General features: G+C 64.5%; 16 protein-coding genes and 6 pseudogenes. 10 read left to right on the top strand and 12 right to left on the bottom strand.

What is annotated here, in order from left to right; genetic code table 11:
- Positions 1–107: 107 nt before the first annotated feature.
- Positions 108–320: pseudogene (locus ACF1DX_RS36260) on the bottom strand (transposase); the annotation flags it as partial.
- 245 nt (positions 321–565) lie between these two features.
- On the opposite strand from ACF1DX_RS36260, the gene ACF1DX_RS36255 reads away from it, so the two are divergent.
- Positions 566–1231 (top strand): peptide deformylase, encoded by a 666-nt coding sequence (locus tag ACF1DX_RS36255; RefSeq protein ID WP_391795401.1) that lies wholly within the window; start codon positions 566–568, stop codon positions 1229–1231.
- A gap of 166 nt (positions 1232–1397) precedes the next feature.
- Positions 1398–1844, top strand: coding sequence for a hypothetical protein (locus ACF1DX_RS36250; RefSeq protein WP_391795400.1), 447 nt, complete (start codon positions 1398–1400; stop codon positions 1842–1844).
- 627 nt (positions 1845–2471) lie between these two features.
- On the opposite strand, the gene ACF1DX_RS36245 is transcribed toward ACF1DX_RS36250, so the two are convergent.
- Positions 2472–2717 (bottom strand): hypothetical protein, encoded by a 246-nt coding sequence (locus ACF1DX_RS36245; protein ID WP_391795399.1) that lies wholly within the window; start codon positions 2715–2717, stop codon positions 2472–2474.
- Between the two features lie 98 nt (positions 2718–2815).
- On the opposite strand from ACF1DX_RS36245, the pseudogene ACF1DX_RS36240 reads away from it, so the two are divergent.
- Positions 2816–3568 (top strand): annotated as a pseudogene (locus ACF1DX_RS36240) (transposase family protein).
- 151 nt (positions 3569–3719) lie between these two features.
- On the opposite strand, the pseudogene ACF1DX_RS36235 reads toward ACF1DX_RS36240, so the two are convergent.
- Both ACF1DX_RS36235 and ACF1DX_RS36230 read right to left on the bottom strand, forming a co-directional pair.
- Positions 3720–4214, bottom strand: a pseudogene (locus tag ACF1DX_RS36235) (transposase family protein); the annotation flags it as partial.
- 39 nt (positions 4215–4253) lie between these two features.
- A complete protein-coding gene (locus ACF1DX_RS36230) occupies positions 4254–4514 on the bottom strand; it encodes a hypothetical protein (protein ID WP_391795398.1) in 261 nt (86 codons plus the stop codon).
- 110 nt (positions 4515–4624) lie between these two features.
- Between ACF1DX_RS36230 and ACF1DX_RS36225 the strand changes: the two genes are divergently transcribed.
- Positions 4625–5239 (top strand): TetR/AcrR family transcriptional regulator, encoded by a 615-nt coding sequence (locus tag ACF1DX_RS36225; protein WP_391795397.1) that lies wholly within the window; start codon positions 4625–4627, stop codon positions 5237–5239.
- A gap of 325 nt (positions 5240–5564) precedes the next feature.
- Here the strand turns inward: ACF1DX_RS36225 and ACF1DX_RS36220 are convergent, their stop codons facing one another.
- From ACF1DX_RS36220 to ACF1DX_RS36205, 4 genes and pseudogenes are all read right to left on the bottom strand, one after another.
- The gene (locus ACF1DX_RS36220) at positions 5565–5810 is read right to left on the bottom strand and encodes a hypothetical protein (RefSeq protein WP_391795396.1); all 246 of its coding nucleotides are present in this window, start codon (positions 5808–5810) and stop codon (positions 5565–5567) included.
- Positions 5807–6229, bottom strand: coding sequence for a DUF1622 domain-containing protein (locus ACF1DX_RS36215; RefSeq protein WP_391795395.1), 423 nt, complete (start codon positions 6227–6229; stop codon positions 5807–5809). The genes ACF1DX_RS36220 and ACF1DX_RS36215 overlap by 4 nt, the downstream gene beginning before the upstream one ends.
- A 255-nt stretch (positions 6230–6484) precedes the next feature.
- Positions 6485–6580 (bottom strand): annotated as a pseudogene (locus tag ACF1DX_RS36210) (lamin tail domain-containing protein); the annotation flags it as partial.
- 75 nt (positions 6581–6655) lie between these two features.
- Positions 6656–7375 (bottom strand): IS6 family transposase, encoded by a 720-nt coding sequence (locus ACF1DX_RS36205; protein WP_391795394.1) that lies wholly within the window; start codon positions 7373–7375, stop codon positions 6656–6658.
- A gap of 854 nt (positions 7376–8229) precedes the next feature.
- Here ACF1DX_RS36205 and ACF1DX_RS36200 point away from each other — a divergent pair.
- Both ACF1DX_RS36200 and ACF1DX_RS36195 read left to right on the top strand, forming a co-directional pair.
- On the top strand, positions 8230–13536 hold the full coding sequence (locus ACF1DX_RS36200; protein WP_391795393.1) for a hypothetical protein: 5307 nt from the start codon (positions 8230–8232) through the stop codon (positions 13534–13536).
- Positions 13537–14011: 475 nt separating this feature from the next.
- Positions 14012–14885, top strand: a protein-coding gene (locus ACF1DX_RS36195; RefSeq protein WP_391795392.1) for an IS5 family transposase whose coding sequence is annotated in 2 segments (ribosomal slippage) — positions 14012–14388 and positions 14387–14885 — 876 coding nt in all. Because the reading frame shifts where the segments join, the coding sequence is not laid out codon by codon here.
- 22 nt (positions 14886–14907) lie between these two features.
- On the opposite strand, the gene ACF1DX_RS36190 is transcribed toward ACF1DX_RS36195, so the two are convergent.
- Positions 14908–15357: a nuclear transport factor 2 family protein gene (locus ACF1DX_RS36190; protein WP_391795391.1), complete on the bottom strand. Its 450-nt coding sequence runs from the start codon at positions 15355–15357 to the stop codon at positions 14908–14910.
- Between the two features lie 86 nt (positions 15358–15443).
- Between ACF1DX_RS36190 and ACF1DX_RS36185 the strand changes: the two are divergent.
- A pseudogene (locus ACF1DX_RS36185) lies at positions 15444–15944 on the top strand (helicase associated domain-containing protein); the annotation flags it as partial.
- Between the two features lie 145 nt (positions 15945–16089).
- Here ACF1DX_RS36185 and ACF1DX_RS36180 read toward each other — a convergent pair.
- Positions 16090–16515: a hypothetical protein gene (locus ACF1DX_RS36180; protein ID WP_391795390.1), complete on the bottom strand. Its 426-nt coding sequence runs from the start codon at positions 16513–16515 to the stop codon at positions 16090–16092.
- A gap of 342 nt (positions 16516–16857) precedes the next feature.
- Between ACF1DX_RS36180 and ACF1DX_RS36175 the strand changes: the two genes are divergently transcribed.
- Both ACF1DX_RS36175 and ACF1DX_RS36170 read left to right on the top strand, forming a co-directional pair.
- Positions 16858–17220, top strand: coding sequence for a DUF1304 domain-containing protein (locus tag ACF1DX_RS36175; protein WP_391795389.1), 363 nt, complete (start codon positions 16858–16860; stop codon positions 17218–17220).
- Complete coding sequence (locus tag ACF1DX_RS36170; protein WP_391795388.1) at positions 17217–17780, top strand: TetR/AcrR family transcriptional regulator; 564 nt, start codon at positions 17217–17219, stop codon at positions 17778–17780. Before ACF1DX_RS36175 ends, ACF1DX_RS36170 begins: the two co-directional genes overlap by 4 nt.
- A 4-nt stretch (positions 17781–17784) precedes the next feature.
- Here the strand turns inward: ACF1DX_RS36170 and ACF1DX_RS36165 are convergent, their stop codons facing one another.
- The gene (locus ACF1DX_RS36165; RefSeq protein WP_391795387.1) at positions 17785–18081 is read right to left on the bottom strand and encodes a hypothetical protein; all 297 of its coding nucleotides are present in this window, start codon (positions 18079–18081) and stop codon (positions 17785–17787) included.
- A 279-nt stretch (positions 18082–18360) separates the two neighbouring features.
- A pseudogene (locus tag ACF1DX_RS36160) lies at positions 18361–18833 on the bottom strand (transposase).
- Between ACF1DX_RS36160 and ACF1DX_RS36155 the strand changes: the two are divergent.
- Entirely contained in the window at positions 18731–19450 is a 720-nt protein-coding gene (locus tag ACF1DX_RS36155) for a transposase (RefSeq protein WP_391795386.1), read from the top strand. The pseudogene ACF1DX_RS36160 and the gene ACF1DX_RS36155 overlap by 103 nt on opposite strands.
- The last annotated feature ends 157 nt before the right edge of the window (positions 19451–19607 follow it).

Genomic DNA, 19607 nt, shown 5'->3' with positions numbered 1-19607 from the left:
GCCATCGCCACCCTGGTATCCGACCGCACCATCACCGCTTAACAAACGCCGTGAACAGAGCAAACACGACTCACCCACTATCACACACCAACTCGTTAGAGCTCATGTCATTCGGCGGGTCCGCGGTAGCGGACGAGGGTGCGGGTGATGCTGGTGAAGGCGGGGAAGTGGTCGGCCTTGCGCTCATAGCGGCGGTGGAGCCGGCGGCAGCCGGCGAACCAGGACATGGTGCGTTCGATGGTCCAGCGGTGCCGGCCGAGTCGCTGTGAGGTCTCGACGCCCTTGCGGGCGATGCGGTGCCGGATGCCGCGCCGGAACAGTTCCCACAGCTCGCCCGGCACCAGCCGTTCGACCATCCCCACCACGGTCAACAGCCCGCCGAGCCGAATGAGATGACGTCTCAGGGAGAGGACATGACCGGTGTATGACACCTGACCGAGGACCGCACGCTGTGTTGTCGATCACTTTTGAGGGGCGGCTTGAGCCTCGGCCACCTGGTTCTCGTCGTGTCGATAAGGGGTGACGCGGTAGGCGTCAATTAACGCGTACTGAAAGCGTCCGGCGAGTGACAGAAGAGGTAACCATGCGGAGCGGTGAACTCACCGACAAGGTAGCGGCACTCGTTGAGGAATCGGGTCCTCTACCCATGGTCCAAGCAGGTGATCCGATTCTGAGGGAAACTGTCGCTCCATACTCCGGGCAGCTCGATGACGAGCTGATGGAGCGGTTGATCAGTAAGATGCGAAGCACAATGGAGCAGACGCCCAATGCCGTGGGGTTGGCTGCACCGCAGATCGGTCTGCCCTTGCGCATCGCGGTAATGGCACTGCAGCCGAAGCCGGTGACCGCCCGAATCGCTCGGTCAAATAAATTCGAGCAAATTTCAATCCCGTTCACTGTGCTGATAAATCCTTCTTACAGGGTGCTTGGCGAAACACGAGCGGCGAGCTTTGAGGGATGTTTGAGCATATCGGGCTGGCAGGCGGTGGTCGTACGTCCAGAGCAGATTCAGATCAGCCGCGAGGACGAGACCGGGAAGCAATGCACGGAGAACTACACAGGTATCGGTGCGCGGATCGCCCAACATGAAATTGACCATCTCAATGGAACGCTTTACATTGACCGAGCCGAATTGCGATCGCTGTCGACGGCGGAACAGGTAGTGCAGCGCTGGCATCGTATCGGCATGGCAGCGACCGCCAAGGAACTCGGGTTCGCTCTGCCGGAATGAACCTGGTCGTGACGGCCGGAAACCGGGCTACTGCCCGACCGGGCTGCACATCTGGGAATCTGCCTGTACCTATGAGTCATTCACTTGAGCGATTACTGGCTCAAGCTCACCTATTTAGTCGAGATCGAGAGGGAAGTGCGTGAACAACCACAGGTGGAATGTGAGGATGGCCAGTTTGGCGCTTGCGTCGATTTTTGTGGCCGTGGGGCTTTCGGGATGGACTTCTGATGCTCTTGGCAAAGACAGTTCGCAGGAATTTGCTTTAGTCTCTTCGGTGTCCGCGTCGGGCAATGAGTCCGGATTTGCGGCGAGCCCAACCGCTGGCGATTTCAACGTAAGTGCCGTAGCCGCAAGGCTGTGCAAGGATGCATTTTATGTGAATTGCATCTCGGTTGGGGGGATCAAGCCTAAACTGCTGCCTGTGCTTGACGACAGTATCAGCTCGGTGGAAAATATCGGGTCGGTCCCGGTCTGTATTTATGCCGATGAATACTTTCACGGTCGTTGGGTCTGGATTGCCGCAGGCGCCAAGATTCCCAATCTTGGGGATGGCGGTTGGATAAACGATCAAGTCTCTTCGTTCCGTGCGGAGCCGTCGCCTGGTACCTGTTGACCTCGCGCTTGCATGACGGTCCGCCGACGGAGTCGGTGGACCGTTTCGCTTTGGGTGGCCGATGGCGGGCGTCCCGAGGGCCCGGTGCCGCCTCGGGCGGGCGCCGGGTTCCGCTGCTCCGGGCGGGGTCCTCTTCTCGTAGGGACAGGCGGATCCGCTGGTCAGCCGGGGGTGGGCAGGAGCGCAAGTCGTTCGAGTGCGGCGGTGGTCTCGCCGGCCTCGCGGACGGTCTCGACCAGCACACGCCCCCTGCCTGGGAGACGACCTGACGGCCGCTGCCCTCGACGCGGACCGCGGGGAGGACCCGATCCGCTTCTTCACCTGGAGAGTGCTTCTTCCGGTGCGGCCGACAGGGCCCTGGACAAGTCTCATCGTTGCAGGTCAGGAGCGTTCCGTGCTTATTTGGTCAAGCCTCGGACGCCCCGCCTCGTGAAAGCGCGAGGCCAATACCGCATCCTCTTCGGCCCGGTGCGGGTGAGATCGGCGCGGACATCGACGGCGCAGGCCACGCATCAGCGTGTCCGTTTGCTGTGTGGGGTCGTTCCGGGGCCGGCTCCTTGGAGCTGGCTTTTTCGTGCCTGTCGAGCCGTGCACGTCAGGCCCCCCAGAAGTAAGTACGTTGAAAAGTCAGACACGCGGCTCCTGGTCGACACCGGGCTGCAGCACGAAATCGAACTCCGCGTGCAAGTAGGGTTCGTCGATCGTTCCTCCGTCAGGAGACGCGCCGGCCGGCTTTTCGACGAACTTGACGATCAGTTCTTCCTTCGTGCCGAAGACGACATCGGTGTCGAGATAATCAGACCCTTGCTGGAAGAGGTGTGTGATGAGCTTGTGGTAGCCCGGGTGATCGATCAGGAAGTGAGCCTCTTCCAACCTGACGGGTGGTTGGGTCGGCGTCCCGGTGGCGGGCGCGAAGAAAGCTCCTGGTAGACGGGTTCACGACCAAGATCACCAGTCCGCCAGGAGCTCTCGTGCTTGTCTACCCATCTGCCATTGATCTGTCCAGCCGCACCCTGCAGCGGCTGGCCGGTCTGCTCGCGGGGCACCGGCGTCGGATCGGCTCCCGCTGACGCCACCTCACCTGCGGTCGGCAGGCACTGCTCGTTCTCGCGCACCTGCGCTGCGGTGACACTTACGCCCGCCTGGCCGCGGGTTTCCGTATCGGGATCGCGACGGTCTACCGCTACATCCGCGAGGCAGTCGACCTCCTCGCCCCGCTCGCTCCGACGCTGGAGCAGGCCATGGACACGGTCCGCAGGAAGGCGTACGTGATCCTCGACGGCACGCTCCTGTCCATCGACCGCATCGCCGCCGACCGCCCGTACTACTCAGGAAAGAAGAAACACTATGGCATGAACGTGCAGGTCCTCGCCGACCCGGCCGGGCGCCTGATCTGGGCCTCGGACGCGCTGCCCGGCGCCGTCCACGACCTGACCGCGGCCCGGACCCACGACATCCCGGCCGTTCTGGCCGCCGATGACATCAAGTGCTGGGCGGACAGGGCGTATCAGGGTGCGGGCCCCGCTATCCGTGTCCCGTTCCGGGGCAGGAATCCGCGCGGTCGGCGCCGGCGTCACAACCGGGACCATGCCAGGATTCGCAGCCTCGGTGAACGAGCCATGGCGATCCTCAAGGGCTGGCGGATCCTGCGGAAGCTCCGCTGCAGCACCACCCGGATCACCGCCGTCGTTCGAGCCGTCGTCGCCCTCGAACTCGCCAACTGATCAAGATGGAAAACCCTCACTCTCCTGCCCCGTCCACGACCCCGTCACCCACGCTGAAGTGGTCGGCCTGGAGAAGGCACCGCCAGGCCGTCGCCCGCCACTGCCACTACCGAAAACGCAGCTCAGGACACGAACCGCGGCTGGAGTACTAAGCGCCGGATTCCTCCCATGCCTTGCAGTCGTTGCGGTTCCCGGGGAGCGGCCGGCCGACCACGACGACGCAGTGGGTGTCGGCGTCGATGACGACCTGGTGGTTGGTGGAGTACCGGTAGTTCTTCGACCGCTCGGCGATGGTGTGGTCGCGGGTGGGGACCAGGGTGCCGTCCACGATGAGCACAGTGTTCTTGGCGAACCACTTGCGGGACTGGAGGGCGAGCCTTAGCCCGAGGTGGTCGATGATCCGGTCCGCCGCCGACTTGGAGACCCCGAACAGCGGGGCGAGCTGGCGCATTGTCAGGTTCGTGCGCCAGTACGCCGCGACCAGCAGGGCCCGGTCCTCCAGAGGCAGGCTCCACGGCCGGCCCTTGCGGACCACATCCGCGCCCTGGCGCCGTAGAACCGTCACCAGCTTGCCGAAGGCGCTAGGGCTCAGCCCGGAGAACGGGGCTATCCAGGACGGCTCCGACGCCGTGATCACACCAGTCACATCCGGAGCATCCCAGCTCGCCGGTTGCCTGCGGACCTTTCACGGATGACGGTCCGCCCGCCTCCTCATGTGGTGACGGTGCGCCGCCATTCCCAGCAGGGCCAATCCCGCGAAGCCGACCAGGAGGGCTGTCCACTCGGGCATATGGGCTGCCCGCATGAGGCCGGCGACGCCAAAGCTCGTATCCCATCCGGCCTCCGTGATGGCCGAGCCGAAGCCCTGGATGACAAGGATGGCACCGAACAGCCACAGCAGCCCCTGACCTGTGCTGCTGTCCGGCCGCTTGAGCTGATTCGCCATGACGAGCTTTCCCTCCCGATGTCCGCGCTTCGTTTCGATGCGCTCGCATCACATCGTGCAGCCATGCTGGATATGATGCAAGTGCATCAGAACGCGGGGAGGAGTAAACCGTGCCCAGACAGGTCGACTACGAGGACCGACGTCGGCGGATCGCCGAGGCGGTCTGCACACTGATCGCGCACTCCGGCATGGAGGCGGTCAGCCTCCGTGACGTCGCCGCCCAGGCCAGCGTGTCCATGGGAGCTGTCCAGCGGTGCTTCCGCACCAAGGAGGACATGCTGCTCTTCGCGCTGGAGCACATCTCCCGAGACGTCAGCGAACGCGCCAACCGGCGCATCGCCGCCACCTCCACCCCTCAAGCAGCGTCGACTCTGCTGTCCCACACTTTGGCCGAACTCGCCCTGCTGGATGAGGCATCGAAGGCACAGGCCCATGTCTGGCTGGCCTTCGTCGCCCATGCCCCTGTCAGTGAGAAACTGGCCGCCGTCCTGCACGACACCTATGCCAAGCTTCACGGCCTCATTGCGTGGCTCATTCGCTACGGCCAGGACACCAGGGAATTCCCCGAGATCCTTGACCCCGATCGCGAAGCACACACGCTCCTCGCCGTGGCCGACGGCCTCACGGTCCACGTCCTGGCAGGCCACCACTCACCAGCCACCGCGCTGGCCACCCTTCAACGCCACATCGACCGCCTGCTGGAAGACGCGTCCGACTGCAGCTGACCCCTTCACTACAGACATTGGATCCGACCAGTCCCAGGCTGGCAGCCTGCTCAGGCTGAAGCAGGAGTTACGGGACATCGCTTAGGTCGCCGAACTCAGCGTTATGACGCGTGCGAGGGCGGCGCGTACTCACCACAGGTACGCGCCGCCCTTGCGCTTCACTCCCCAGTCGATCGGCCATCTACCCGCTGCCGGACCGCTCATACCGTCCTGGCCGCGTACGGGAACTCATGCAGCCGCACGCTCCATAGGGCCGGCTGACCCGACAGATCGCAGGGGCCGTCCCCGCTCGCCGCGCACCGGCGCAGCCTGTTGGCCCGCTTGGTCAGTGCGGTGGGGAAAAGTACAGGCCTGCGGTGACGAGCTTGCGGACGGCGATCACGGCGGTGGCCGTCATGATGGCGTCCCAGCTGGGCTCACCCGCCAGCCTCAGCAGCCCTGCCGCGATGAGGAAGTCCAGCAGAACGGCCAGTGCGGGCATCAGCCGCCTCGCCGCCGCGAACACCACCGCGGCGGCGATGAGCCCGAAGGCGGTAGCGGCGAGGGCGGCCAGGTGCAGGAGGGCGGTCACACCGGCCCCGCCGGGGCCCGGCAGCCGTCCGCCTCCTTGCGGCGCTCGCGCTCGATCTCGGCGCGCTCGTTGGCGATCTCCCGGCTGAGGAAGTAGTTCAGGGCGGTCCGGATCGCGGCGATCGCGGCGAGCTGCCCGATCTCGGTGAAGCTCGGCGCGATGGCGGTGCGCAGCACGTCCCCGGCGAGCTGGAACTCCAGGCCCAGCGCCAAGAACCGGCCCAGAGAGAGCCGGATCCGGTTGAACTGGCGACCCACGCCGCCGCCACGGATTCCTGCCAGGAGGAAGTGGCCGAACGCCCAGGCGGCCCCCACGAAGATAATCAGGGCCCCGGCCGCCTCCACCAGTCTCACCAGCAGGTCCACCATGTCCCGGAGCGTGGACTCGGGCAGCACTTCCACCGACAGGGAAACGTCCATGAGCGGCCGGGTACCCCCACCCGGCCTGGCCAGCACGGCGGACGGGGCAGGGAGTCGTACTGCACGTCAGGGACCTGCACGCTCGGTCGGCGCTACCGGTACTCGGCCACCGACGCCTGCATGGCCAGGACCGCGGTCAGGACTGCGGCGGTCAGACGGCGGCCGATGATCACCTTCTACGAAGGCCGGAAGCGGCAGGCGACGCCCTGCCCGTGAAACAGGATGGGGCGCCGCTGCGCCGGCGACGACTACCGGTCAGCCGTGGTAGTTGATGTAGCCGTTGCCGTCGCGGTCGTTGGCCGTCTTGGTGTAGGCGTGGACGTCCGCGCGGCTGCCGGAGGGCTTGTAGAGGCGTTGTCACGTTGTTGGGTGCGTGACTGTCTGATGGTGCGTCGGAGTGTGTTGGGCCCGGTTCGGGGCCTGTGCTCAGGCCGTGGTGGGCCGGCTGTCGGCGCCGGTGACCTGCTCCCAGATGGCGAAGCGGAGGGTCATCTCGGCTCGGTAAGCGGTGGCGGTCATCAGGTGGCGGCGGGGCCGGAAGTGGGGTGAGATGCTGCTGAACGCGGACAGGAACCGCTGGGCTGCGCCGGCCAAGCGGAAACCTTTCATGGCGCGTTCCCGCTGCCGGGTGGGCTGGTGGCTGTTCTCGGCCCGGTTGTTGAGGCCTTTGTGCGAGCGGTGCTCGACTGAGGGCATGACCTCGCGGTGGGCCGCGCCGTAGGAACGCAGCTTGTCGGTGATTACCACCCGCGGCACCGCACTGGTCCTCTTCAGCAGCCTGCGGAAGAAGCGCCTGGCCGCGGCCTTGTCCCGGCGGCTCTGCATGAGGATGTCCAGCACGTTGCCGTCCTGGTCCACGGCCCGCCACAGGTACTTCCGTTCTTCGTTGATCCTGATGAAGATTTCGGCCAGATGCCATTTGTCCCCAGGCCGAGGCCGCCGACAGCGCAGCGCGTTGGCGTAGGCCTGCCCAAACTTGGCGCACCAGCGGCGGACCGTCTCGTGGGAGACGAACACGCCGCGCTCGAGCAGCAGCTCCTCGACCTCCCGGAACGACAGCGGGAAGCGGTGGTAGAGCCACACACAGTGGGAGATGATCTCCACCGGGTACCGGTGCCCCTTGTACGACGGTGGCGCGCTGTCCACGGACGACCCCTCCCCGGTATGACCAACCAGAAGATCATCCCACCTGGTCAGTCAACGTGACAGTGCCCCTGGAGAGCATGGTTCAGGCAAGGATTGAGGCCGCGAGGGCGGCCACCACGGTGAACACAGCCACCGCCAGCATGGCCGGCCGCAATCAGCCCGGCCGACCCGCGCCGTCACGGCCTGCCACCCCCAGTCCGGATATCTGGTCGCTCGATGAGCCGAACGTTGCCAGCGTCGGCGGCGCACGCCACCCAGGCCGTTCTACCCACGGCACCGGCCAACCGCGGTGCAGCAAGGGGTACAACCAAGTCCGCGGCCCTCCGCACGTCTGCGATGCCCAGGAGAAGGTGCACATGGGGGCCTTTTTCCAGCACACCGGCGCGTCTGACGTAGCTCTTCGACGAAGCCGGTAGTGGTGTGGTCCCGTCTTCTGTGCGGTGATCGATGCTGATTGGCGTTCCGTGTCCGGGCACGTCGGCGGATCGAGGGCCGTTTCAGCGTCTTGTTCGGAGACCAAGGCGGTAGTTGCCGCTGCACCTCCCCCATAAGGTCCATCCGACCTGCTGTCACCATTTCCGGCATCCCAAGGAAACCTTAAAAGGTACTACCAAAGAACCTCTGGATGTCGAAATATAATCTACGTCACACTGAACCCGGATCGTCGGCATCCCGTTGTATTGACGCACCGACCGGATGCGCCGGTGATGCCCAACCGCGCACGGCGCTTTGCGCCTGCTGCGGCTTCGTCCTTCCTGAAGATCCGTCGCTCGCCCCTCGCGTCAGGGAAGCGGGACGGCCAATGCCGGGACATCCCCAACCAGTCGGTGATCCTCTAAATAAAGGAGATCACAATGCCTGAGATAAATCGATTCTGCTTCGTTGCAGACAAGGAGACAGCCAAAAAAATCAAGCAGCACACGGACAAAGTCAAGCAACTGGAGATGCTCATCGCGTACTACGCGGCGAAAAGTAACGCCGAGGCTGCGGAACGACAAATGAGTGCCTTGCCGGACGGGGACGTGGTCCAGAGGGCTGCCGAGCGTGATGGAATCCTCCCCCACCGTCCGGGCGAGGCCCCAGCCGCCGTGACACGTGACGCTGATGAGTTCTCTGCTGTCAAGACGACGGCCGCCGCTGTCGAGGAGACGGCACCTGGGCTGCGGGACATTGCCGAGAGCACTGGCCACAGCGCTGGGATGAACCGTCTCGCCGTGCCCGCCCGGACCGAGCCGGCGCCGGTGAGCACAGCGGACGACGTCTTTCACCCGTCCCAACGTACTCACTCCGGTCCGGTGTACCCGACCGTGGATCCGGACGTCCGTGCCCGCTGGGCCGACCGGTTCACCAAGGCCCGGGAAGTCCTCGAGACGCTGCCGGAAACAAAGCGGGAACAGCTTCTCGGACAGGCTGCCGAGCTCATGAGCGGGCGCCATCAGCCCCCGCCGATCGACCGCGCCGGCATCGCCGAGGGCTCGCCCGAAGCCGACTATGCCGCGCTCTTTGACGACATGGCCGCTGTGATCGCTGAACGCGTGCACAGCGAGCCGCACCCGGACTCCTTGGAAGAGTCGCCGGCACGGCTGCTGTCCGAAGAACTGCGTACCGCATTCGGCACGCGGACGGTAGCGGGCCTGCCGGGAGGCATGCGGGCAACGAGTCACAGCACTGCTCGGCCTCGGGCGTTCCTGGACGGCCCCGCCTCCTCCCACCGGGAAGGCAATGACACCTCTCGCCACACGTCGGTGTCCGGGCAAATCGCCAAGGGGCCCGTCGCCCCTCTCGCACCCAAACAGATCCTGCTGCCCGATGACCGCACTCCTGCCTCATCCCATGCAGCAGAAGTAACTTCCTCCGCAGGCTTCGAACCGCATCCGGCTGAAGAAGTATCTTCCGAGCAAGCTCTTGCCAATGCAGTCCTCGGCGGCCTGGCTCCCATTTCTAAGGAGCGGAGGGAACTCCGTTCAGCAGAGACGGCGCTGTCCGCTCAGACTCCCGCTAATGAGGCGAACAAAGCGACAGCGGCCGCTGCCGTAAAGACAACCGCCCAGGCCCATCATTCGATCATCGAATTTCTAAAAAATTGGAAGACTTATTCCACTGCCTCCGGAAAGGGTCGTTCGGAGGCGCTGCGCGAAATCGACACCGCCATCAATGAACTCAGCATTTTCCCCAAAGACAGATATCGCGCACATGTCGCACTGGAAGCGATCCAAGCGTGGGAAAAATCAAAATCCAAATCTGTCCGCCGTGAGGCAGTTGCGGAGCTTAAGAGGCGCGTAGAATCTCTGGCCGAGGAAATTTCCAACTCGGCCAGGATTTCCTCCGACGTTGCAGAAATCCTCGATCTTGCAGGTTCCGTCGAAATTCCACACTATTGGGGCGATCTGGAGTGGCGCAAAGACAATAATGGTGTATCTTATGCCGATCTTCCTCGCGAGCATCCCGTGTTCGAGGCGGTTCAGCGGTATGTCAGCGCCTCGCAACAGCTCTCCCCGTACACCTCACAGGCTGGCGAAAATACACGAATGGAAGCCATACGAAAGAAGCTCGCCGATCCGAACCTGAAACTTTCAGAGCAGGACAAACAGCGCTTGCAGGACAGGCTTTCCGAGGGAAAGCCAGGTGGGCCGCCCCCGCCCACGTCGCGACACATGGAGATCGAAAAGATAGAGGTAATCGCCAATCCGGCACTTTGGGAAAGGTTTTCCACAGCCAAGAGGGCATTCAGGAATTCCATGACCGAAAGAAAGGAATCCGGATTTTCAGCATCCCCACAGGTTGCTGTTGACAGGATCGAATGGTCCCTGGGGGAGCCGCCCCTTTTGGATGGATCCGCACGTTCTGTTCAACTTTCAAAATATATAGGTGATATATCTGATGCGCGCCGACCAGCTGCATTGATCCCGACTCCTGAAGACTCCAGAGCAGAAGTCTTCTTGTTCCATGGAACATCCCTGGAGGTAATAGACAAGATCAGGGAGTATGGATTTCGTCCTGATCTTTCTGCAAACAAGGGAACAATCGAAAAGCCAAGGTACGGACCACTTGGTCAAGGCGTCTACGTCGCGGACAACGCATCCAAAGCTCAAACATATGATGTTTGTTCTGTGTGCCTTGACTATGACTGTGTGGACACAGCTCATCCCTTGCGGCAGATGCTTCTTAATAGGGTTCTTCTTGGGGTTCCGACATTCGCCCATTTGTATCAGTCCCTACGGGGTCAAGACCACAAGTCGATCAAGCCTGGACGGACTTCAGTTGTCAGCCAGGGGCTGCTGAAGTTCCCGCACAAGATGGGTGCGTCCGCCACCAACGAGTTTCTGATCAAAGACGCATCCATGTTGTACCCAGAACTGCGCATTTTTTATCGGGTAACCGGAACGCCAACCGCCATAATCGTCGAGAATACTCCCAGCGAGAACAGCACGGTACCGGCTCCGGCGGCCACGACTGATTCCATCGCGCCTGAGGGATTCCTCGCTGCGGACATTGCTAAGAGCAGCGATACCCTGCGGCACGGTGCTATGCCTGATGTCACCCTTTACATGGCGAACACCGCTGACAGCATGATCAACGGACTACGTTCATCCCTGCGAGCGCGGATCACGCAACTGGCCGACGCGATGGTGTCCGATGACGCCGCACTCGATGACCTGGCAGCGTTCAAGGAGAATGTCAAGCAGGTGGTCCTGGACGACTCCCAAGTTCAGTTGTTGGACGAAATGCTGGCCTCGCACCTGACACCGGGCCAGCTAGGGGCCGCCGAGTCCGGCCAGGCCCAGGATCGATATGCGAGCGGCCTCTTCGACGACTGGTGGAGGAACCACCGCTTGTCTGGCGCCCAGCCTGCCGGCGCTGCAGGACAGCACGCCATCGAAACTCACTTCGAGCAGCGGCCCTCAGTGGCCGCTGTCAGCTCCGGCACGGTACAGGAGACGTCACCGTCACTGATAGCCAAGGTTGGTTTTGAAATCGAAATCCCGGGAGTCAACCTGGACTACCCATCCAGAGGTGAAATCCTCGTTCAGGGAACGGGTTGGCGACTGGAGACAGACCGTAGCGGTGCTGTTTCGAATTTGGAATTCGTGTTCGCACCGATGAGCGATTTGCGCGACATTATAAGCGCCGGTGAAGACATCATCGGGATCGTAAACCGAATGAGGACCCTCGCTCTGTCCAAGGGATCGCGGCAGGTCGTGATCTCAGAAGCTGCCACTGGATCCCTTCGTCCCTACACCGTGCTCAAGGACCAGATCGCCACCGTCCACGACCTGCAGTTCGGTGGGCGCCTGCAGGTCACTTACGGTGTTGTTCTTGCTGATGTCGCCGCCGCCATCGATGACCTGCTAACTGCGAACCAGGCTGCCACCATCCACCGGAAGGTGGCCCGCATAGAGGAACTCCGCTCCACCAGGCACTCGACACCCCTGTCTCCGGATGCGCGCGGCTTCATCGAACTTATCACCATGTATCTTGAGCGCGCCGATGCCCGGTCGCACCATGGTGGAACGGTTCACTCACTGTTCCGGATGATGTCGCGAAGCGACTTCACGTCGATTTATGACAGGCTACTCAGCCCGGTGGATCGCCAGCAGATCGGAGAGCTGATCGTTCCCGACGACGAGAGCACCCTGCCCATTCTTATGGAAGCGCTTGGAATTGATGCCGAAAAGCTGGTCTTCCGAACGCCCTACAAGGCGCCACTGAAAAACTCCCCTATTAGTGGACCAACCGTATCGGACTGGCTGAAGTCGATCGTATACGGGCGTGCCGACGGATCGATCAGAAAAGACCTGCTGTCTCCTCCACCAGGGATCCCCCCGCATTCCGGCGATTTGGACGTCGACTACGGCATGGGTGCCATGGGGGTGGACGAGCAGAATAAAGCCGTACTCTTCGAAGTGCGGGGAGCGCCCTACCGACCTGAACACATATCACTGAACGGGCGCATTCTGAGCGCTTTGGCCATCGAGTACGGAAAAGCCGCACATTACAACAGTTCGCTCCTGAAATTTTCGATGCCGCCCCAGCATTATATGGGTGCCGTTGACCGAATAGCAGATATGCACGCATCTCTGCTCAGCATATATCAGGCAGTCATACGAGTCGGCGAGGAATCGACCGCCGTACAGAACAAGTCATTCCGAAGAAGTTTGATCACCTCCGGAAAAATCCTGACGGACGCAGGGCAGGAGTTGCGCGGGACAGGCCGATTCGCGGATCTTCTGACAACGGCATCGAAAACAGTTTCCCATATCGAGAAGCTGGACAAGTCCCCGGATCTCCTCCTGAATTCACAGCATCGCCGCGCTTGGCTTTCTACCTTTGCCGACCTGCTGAATCTCCTCGCCCAATCGTTGTGGGCCGCCGGAGACGACTTGGGACGCGAAATCAGCCGGGCAGTGAGCGCACCCCTCTCACTACAGCGACCTGTGCCAAACTCGGAGGCCGGCCGAAAGGTGGCCGATGTGATACCCATGGATTCTTTCACTCCGTCGGACCAACAGATCGCTCCTAAGGAAGCGCTACCTTCTGCTGCGTTCCCGAGGCCGGAGCCGGTCGCGTTCCTCGAAGCATCCCGCACGGGGGCAGAACCAACCCATCCAGGCGAGGTGAAAGAGCTCATGCGGAAGCAGGTGGCCACCGCCGCACCGGACACGGAGCACTTGCTGCTCCTGGATCACGGCCCTCTCCAGCGCGAGGAGTTTGTGCAGGCACCAGATGTCTTGCAGGCTGGATCGCTCGAGTCGGCGCCTGTCGGGCAGGATGAGGAAGATCTTCTGGCAGCATTCGCCGACAAGGTCCGCCCGGCCGTGCGCCTCTGGGACCGGCCGGTCACCGAAGAGTTCAAGGCACTGCAGAAGATTTTGAGATCACCCGGGTCACGATCGCTGATCTTTGGACTTGTTGCGAACGGCCCGGTGTGGGCGGTCAACATGTCCGGCACCATCACATGGCGGACGAATTCGCTCGAGCCGCTGTCGCCCCCCGGCTTCGTCAACAGGCCGGTTTTCTCGATCGACATCGACAGTCACGGACAGTTGACAGGCCCGGCAGCGCAGCGACTCAATGACACAGGGACAACACTGCCGGAGGACGTAAAAACCGGCTTCTGTGACCTGAACCTCGGCACCGACATTCACAAGATCCTTAAGTGACAGGCTTGGTGGAACGAACCGCAGAACGAAAACGATCCGATTGCTGCCCTGCGGAAGGAAGGGAACAGAGCAGCACCGCGGCATTCCACAGCTCGCACACAGAGGAACCGATGGTGTCCCGCTGTGTGGTGTAGGGGATCTCCGCGGTTGAGTGCGCGGGTTCTGCTCCCTGGGGTGCACCGTCTGCCGGTGTCTGCTCCCTGCTCGACCGGCAGGCCACCGTGCAACTGTCCGGAGTGAACGGGCGGTTCGATCCCAGGGGGTGCACGGTGGCCTTGTCCCGGCGTGACCTGCTTCGCCTGCTTGAGTCCCTACGTTCAGCGGATGGTCTTGAACGCTTCCCGAGCCCGACCGCTTCGACATCCTCCGTGACGCCCGCGGCCACGTGGCGTTCGGCCACGGCATCCACCACTGCCTGGGTGCGCCGCTAGGGTCTGTTGCGAAAGTGGATCTTGGTCGTAGATGATCACGCTCTGTGGGACGTGGTGATCTGACGAATGGCCAGTGGGCCCGGCTGGAGCCGTTGTTGCCACAGGGCATCAAGCCGGGCCGTCCGCCGGTGTGGACGCGGCGGCAGCTGATAGACGGCATACGGTGGCGGACCCGGACAGGTGCTCCCTGGCGCGATGTGCCGGAACGCTACGGGCCCTGGGACCGGGTCTACGACCTGTTCCGCCGCTGGCAGCGGGATGGCACCTGGGCCAGGATCGTCACCCACCTCCAGGCCGAGGCGGATGCGAAGGGCCTGATCACCTGGGACGTGAACGTCGACTCCACCGTCTGCCGGGCCCACCAGCACGCGGCCGGGGCGGCGAAAAGGGGACCTGCAAAAGGAGCCGCCCGGCGGCATTGCCGTCGAGCCGGCCGACCACGGCCTCGGACGCTCCCGAGGCGGTCTGACGACCAAGATCCATCTTGCCGTCGAGCAGGGGCAGAAGCCTCTGTCGGTGCTGATCACGGCCGGGCAGCGAGGCGACTCTCCGCAGTTCGAGTCCGTCCCGGACGCGATCCGGGTGCCGCGGATCGGTCCTGGTCGACCCCGTAAGCGACCGAACCGTGTGCGGGCCGACAAGGCGTACGACTCCCGCCGCAACCGGGCCTACCTGCGAAGACGCGGTATCAAGGCGACCATCCCGGTCCCGGCGGGCCGAGTTCGCAACCGCCAGAAACTCGGCTCCCGAGGCGGTCGGCCGCCGAAGTTCGACAAGACCGACTACCGCGAGCGCCACGCGGTCGAATGCGGGATCAACCGCCTCAAGCGCCACCGGGCCGTGGCCACGAGATACGACAAGCTTGCCGTCCGTTACGAGGCGACCGTGCTGGTGGCAGTCCTCACCGAGTGGCTGTGACCAGTGGGTTTTGTCGTCGACCTCAGTCTGTTGGTGTCGGCACGGCGCAGGCATCGGCGATAGCCCGCGTGTCCCAGTAGAACGGACGGACCTCGGTGATCCGCCCGTCCTTGACCGTGATCGCTTGCAGAATGGGGAAGCTGAGTTCACGGCCGGTCGCGCGAGCGCGAGCACGGACCTTTGTGAGCACGACCGCAGTCTCACCGGTGGCCAGGAACTCCTGTTCCACCATCTCGAACGACTCCCACACCTCTCCCATCATGAGGAAGAACTGCGTCATGCCGTTGTGCCCACGCCAAGTGCCTCCGTAGGGCAGGGCATCTGCTTGATGCAGCTCGACATCCGGCGCAAAGAAGGGGGCGAGGAGGTCGAACGAAGCCTCGCCAGGGCCTCCCGCCTCCAGGTACTCCGCCTCAGCCGCATACATGCCGGTGAGAACTGTTGCTGACTCCGTAGTGGATGACATCGTCATGCCGCCAGCATGAGGACCACAGCAGGACCTTGCTGGCGGTAATCAGACATCGTTGTGCTGCACGGTCGGCACTTCCGCCACACGCCCTAGACGACCTGGTCGACGCCGACGGCAGCCTGCCCGACATCGAACCCGGCGTGCTGATGGACGGCGACGACCTCGGACGCTGGCTGAAGCGGCAGAAACAGACCGGCACCTGGAAGCAGTTGTCGACCGAGCAGCAGGAACGGCTGACCGTGTTGGGCGTCAAGCCGCTCGAGGCCCAGTCCCCCGCCCCGGCGGAGGCGGCCCCGGCGGCGGCCGGCGCGGCGGCGGCCGGCGCGGCGGCGGCCGGCGCGGCAAAGGGCCCGAGCAAAGCGCAGCAGGCGTTCCAGCGCGGTCTGGCAGCCCTCGCCCAGTGGGTGGAGCGGGAAGGTGCCCACCGCCCGGTGCCCCGCGGGCACGCCGAGGAGATCACGGTCGGCGGCGAGGCGGAGCCGATGATCGTGAAGCTAGGCGTATGGGTCTCCAGCACCAAGACCCGGCGTGACAAGCTCACGGCTGAGCAGCGGAACGCGCTGCGGGAGCTGGGCGTGGAGTGGGCGTGACGCCGCGGACCGCAGGTCTTTGATCTGGCGGTACACCAGCGCACAGAAGGACCCCGGGCCGTCATGGCGGCGCCCCGAGGTCTTTGGCCCGTCTCACCGATTCCTGGTGCCGTCTGTCATCTGTCCGAGCGGCTTTGCGGGGCGGTCAAGCGGGCGACGCAGTCAGGGTCGTGGTGATGGACCGCTTGCCAAGTCCTTCCGCCAGGTGTGCCATCTCCACGGAGGTGCCGACGAGGCCGTCTCCGTTCAGGGCGGCCGCTGCCAGCCGGGCTTCGCCCAGCGACATGTGGCTCATCTCGCGCAGGGCTCGCAAGACGGGAACGAGACTGGCCTCTTTGGTTGCCAGGCGAAGCCGGGCGGCCCCGTGCTCGGCCAGCAGTGCCTGTCTGACTTCTTGGGGAGGTGGGCCTACGCCCGTCTCGCACCACGCGTTGGGGCAATCCTGGCATCGCCCTTCGATGCCCCAACGAAGCTGTCTCCGGTCGATGAACTGACCGACATCGCGGACCAGCACGCCAGCACAAGCCACGCACTTCGAGGTGACCTTCACTCCCTGGGTGACAGTGATCATTGGTCTCTCCCCACCATGTCGATCTGCTTGATCCTGCCGCAAGCACTGGAGCCTGACGACTGCGTTGTCCGCGGATCAAGGTTCGGCAGCGGGATGTCCATGCGACGAGTGGCTCCGGCGGCACGGTCTGGCAGCGCCGTCCGCCGCGGTGGGAAGCACCATGACGCAGTCCTATGACGTCGGCTGCAGAGGCATTGAGTTCATCTTCGTGCTGGGGCGGGTGCCACCGGGTGACGGGTGTCAGTCGTGCTGCCACCAGAGGGGTGGCGGGACCCGGTAATTTCTTGGACAGGTGTCCAGTTATTCTGGACACCTGTCCAAGAAGAGGAGGGCTCGCTGCTCATGGAAATCGTGGCGAACGTGCTGGTCGGCCTGGTGGCCGTGTTGCACATGTACATCCTGGTGCTGGAGATGTTCCTGTGGCAGCGGAAGCCGGGGCGGGGGCTGCACGGGTTCGACCCGGAGACGGCCCGGGTGACCGCTCCGCTGGCCGCCAACCAGGGCCTCTACAACGGCTTCCTCGCGGCCGGACTGGTGTGGGGGCTTCTCGCCGCCGACCCGACTGGCTTCCGGGTCCAGGTGTTCTTCCTGTCCTGCGTGGTGGTGGCGGGCGTGTTCGGCGCCACCACGGCCAACCGCCGCATCCTGTTCGCCCAGGCGCTGCCCGGCGCGCTCGCGCTGGCCGCCGTCCTCGCTGCACGATGAGCCGGGCGCCGCACGAGGACCCGAGGGCGGCGCGCACCCGCGCCAGGCTGCGCGCCGCCCTGCTCGCCGAGTGCGCCGAGCGACCGCCGGCGGAGGTCGCCGTGGCCGCGCTGGTGCGCCGGGCCGGGGTGGGCCGGGCCACGTTCTATGTGCACTACGACGGCATCGAGGCGCTGGCGGTCGACGCGTGCGCGGACGTCGTACGGCAGGCGGTGGACGCGCTGCACGCCTGGCGGGGGCGGCCCGATCCGGTCCACGCCCCGGCCGCGCTGCGGGAGTTCTTCACCGGTCTGGCCCCGCACGCGGCCCTGTACCGGTCGCTGCTCGCGCCGGGCGGCGGCGGGCCGCTCGGCCGGGTGCTGCACCGGGACCTGCGGGCCCGCAGCCTCGAGGAGCGCGAACTGGCCGGCGCGGCTGACGCCCCGCTGGTCGCGTCGGCGGTGGCGGCGACCTTCGCGGGTGTCCTCGCGGACTGGCTGCACGGGCTGCTGCGGGCCGCGCCGGAGGAAGTCGCGGACCAGATCTGGCAGTTGCTGGTCGCACTGCACCGAAGCCGGTGACCGGTCACTTGCGGGCGACCTCCCGCGCCGCCCGGGGCCAGGCCTCCACTCCGGAGGACGTGCGGACGTAGGCGGTGTCCCGGTCCTCCGTCAGCCACAGGTGCCGGTCACGGTAGTGGTACCCGGTGTCGCGGGCGCCCGCGGGCATGCGGACCTGCTTGCGGTACGGCGCGCTGAGCAGCCCGTCACGGGCGAGCACACCCTCGGGATCACGGACGTACGTGCGGCCGCCCAGGGTGAGGAAGCGGACCGACTGCCAGCCGCAGTGCTCGGCTCCGGTGGAGCTTTCCAGCCGGCTCACCGGCACCCGTGCGCCGTCGCGGTCCGTCCACACCCCCAGCCCTGGGCGACCGCCACTACCGGAGCGAGCTGCACCCCGTTCTCGTTGATCGTGTTGCGATCCTCGGTCGCCCCGGAGGGCGACCGCCAGCTCCGTGGCCGTACCGCCGGCCGGTGCGTGCCATCCGAGGTTGCGATCCCCGGTCGCCCCCGGAGGGAGACCGCCAGTTCCTTCTGTGCCTGCACGACCTTGCCCATCTGGGGGTGTGTCCAGTAGACGGCTGATCCAGTTTTGTAGGGGTCAGTTGGCGGCCGGGGTGAGCCGGCCTTCGAAGGCGATCTGGAAGGCGTTCAGGGGTGCCTTCCAGCGCATGGTCCATCGCTTGCGGCCCTTGCCGGTCGGGTCCAGGCTCATCAGCGCCATGTAGACGCACTTCATGGCCGCGGCCTCGTTGGGGAAGTGGCCGCGGGCGCGAACGGCCTTGCGTATGCGGGCGTTGACGGACTCGATCGCATTCGTCGAGCAGATCACCTTGCGGATCTCGACGTCGAAGGAGAGGAAGGGCACGAACTCGGCCCAGGCGTTCTCCCAGAGCCGGATTACCGCCGGGTACTTCTTCCCCAAGTTTCCTGGAACTCGCTGAACCGCCCGGTCGCGGCGTTCTCGTTCGGTGCGGTGTAGACGGGCTTCAACGCTTTGGCGATCTTGTCCCAGTTCTGGCGGGCCGCGTGCCGGAAGGAGTTCCGCAGCAGGTGAACGACGCAGGTCTGCACAATCGTTCGAGGCCAGACGGCCTTCACTGCCTCGGGCGGCCTGCGGGGGCTACATCTGCTTCGAGGACGAAGCAGGGTTCACCCGGAAGCCGCCCCGGGGACGGACCTGGGGCAGAGGGCGCACCCCGGTCGTGACGGTGAGCGGGCGCCGCTCGGGGCGTCTGTCGGTGGCCGGGCTGATCGCGACACGGCCGGGCTCGCGCATCCGGCTGTGCCACCGCCTGCGCACCCACCGAGCGGGCAAGAGCATGCGCCGCAGCATGGGGGAGCGGGACTTCATCGCCCTGATCGACGGCGTCCACCAGCTCGTCAAGGCACCCATCGTGCTGGTCTGGGACCGCCTGAACACCCACGTCTCCCACGCCATGGGCAAGCTGATCGCCGAGCGGAAATGGCTGACCGTGTTCCTCCTGCCCGCCTACTCACCCGACCTCAACCCCGTCGAGTGGGTATGGGCCCACGTCAAACGCAGCCTGGCCAACCTCGCCGTCATCGCCCTCGACCGGCTCGAAGCACTCGTACGCAACCGGCTCAAGCGCCTTCAGTACGGGTCCGGCACCCTCGACGGCTTCATAGCGGGAACCGGCCTGACCCTCGACGACCCAGCGTCACCCTGACGAGCCGAAGTCAGTACTAGGCGATCCGGGGGTGGCCCGTCCAGCTCAGCGGGTGCTTGACGGCAGGGGACGCTCCAGGAAATCAAGCCGCACCTGACGTGGCAGTGTGCTGTGAAGGCCGAAAGCGGTGCGGATGGATTCGGCGCTGACGTCGCGT

The organism is Streptomyces sp. NPDC014676 (assembly GCF_043084105.1).
GTDB lineage: Bacteria > Actinomycetota > Actinomycetes > Streptomycetales > Streptomycetaceae > Streptomyces.
This window is presented reverse-complemented; position numbering and strand designations above follow the sequence as displayed.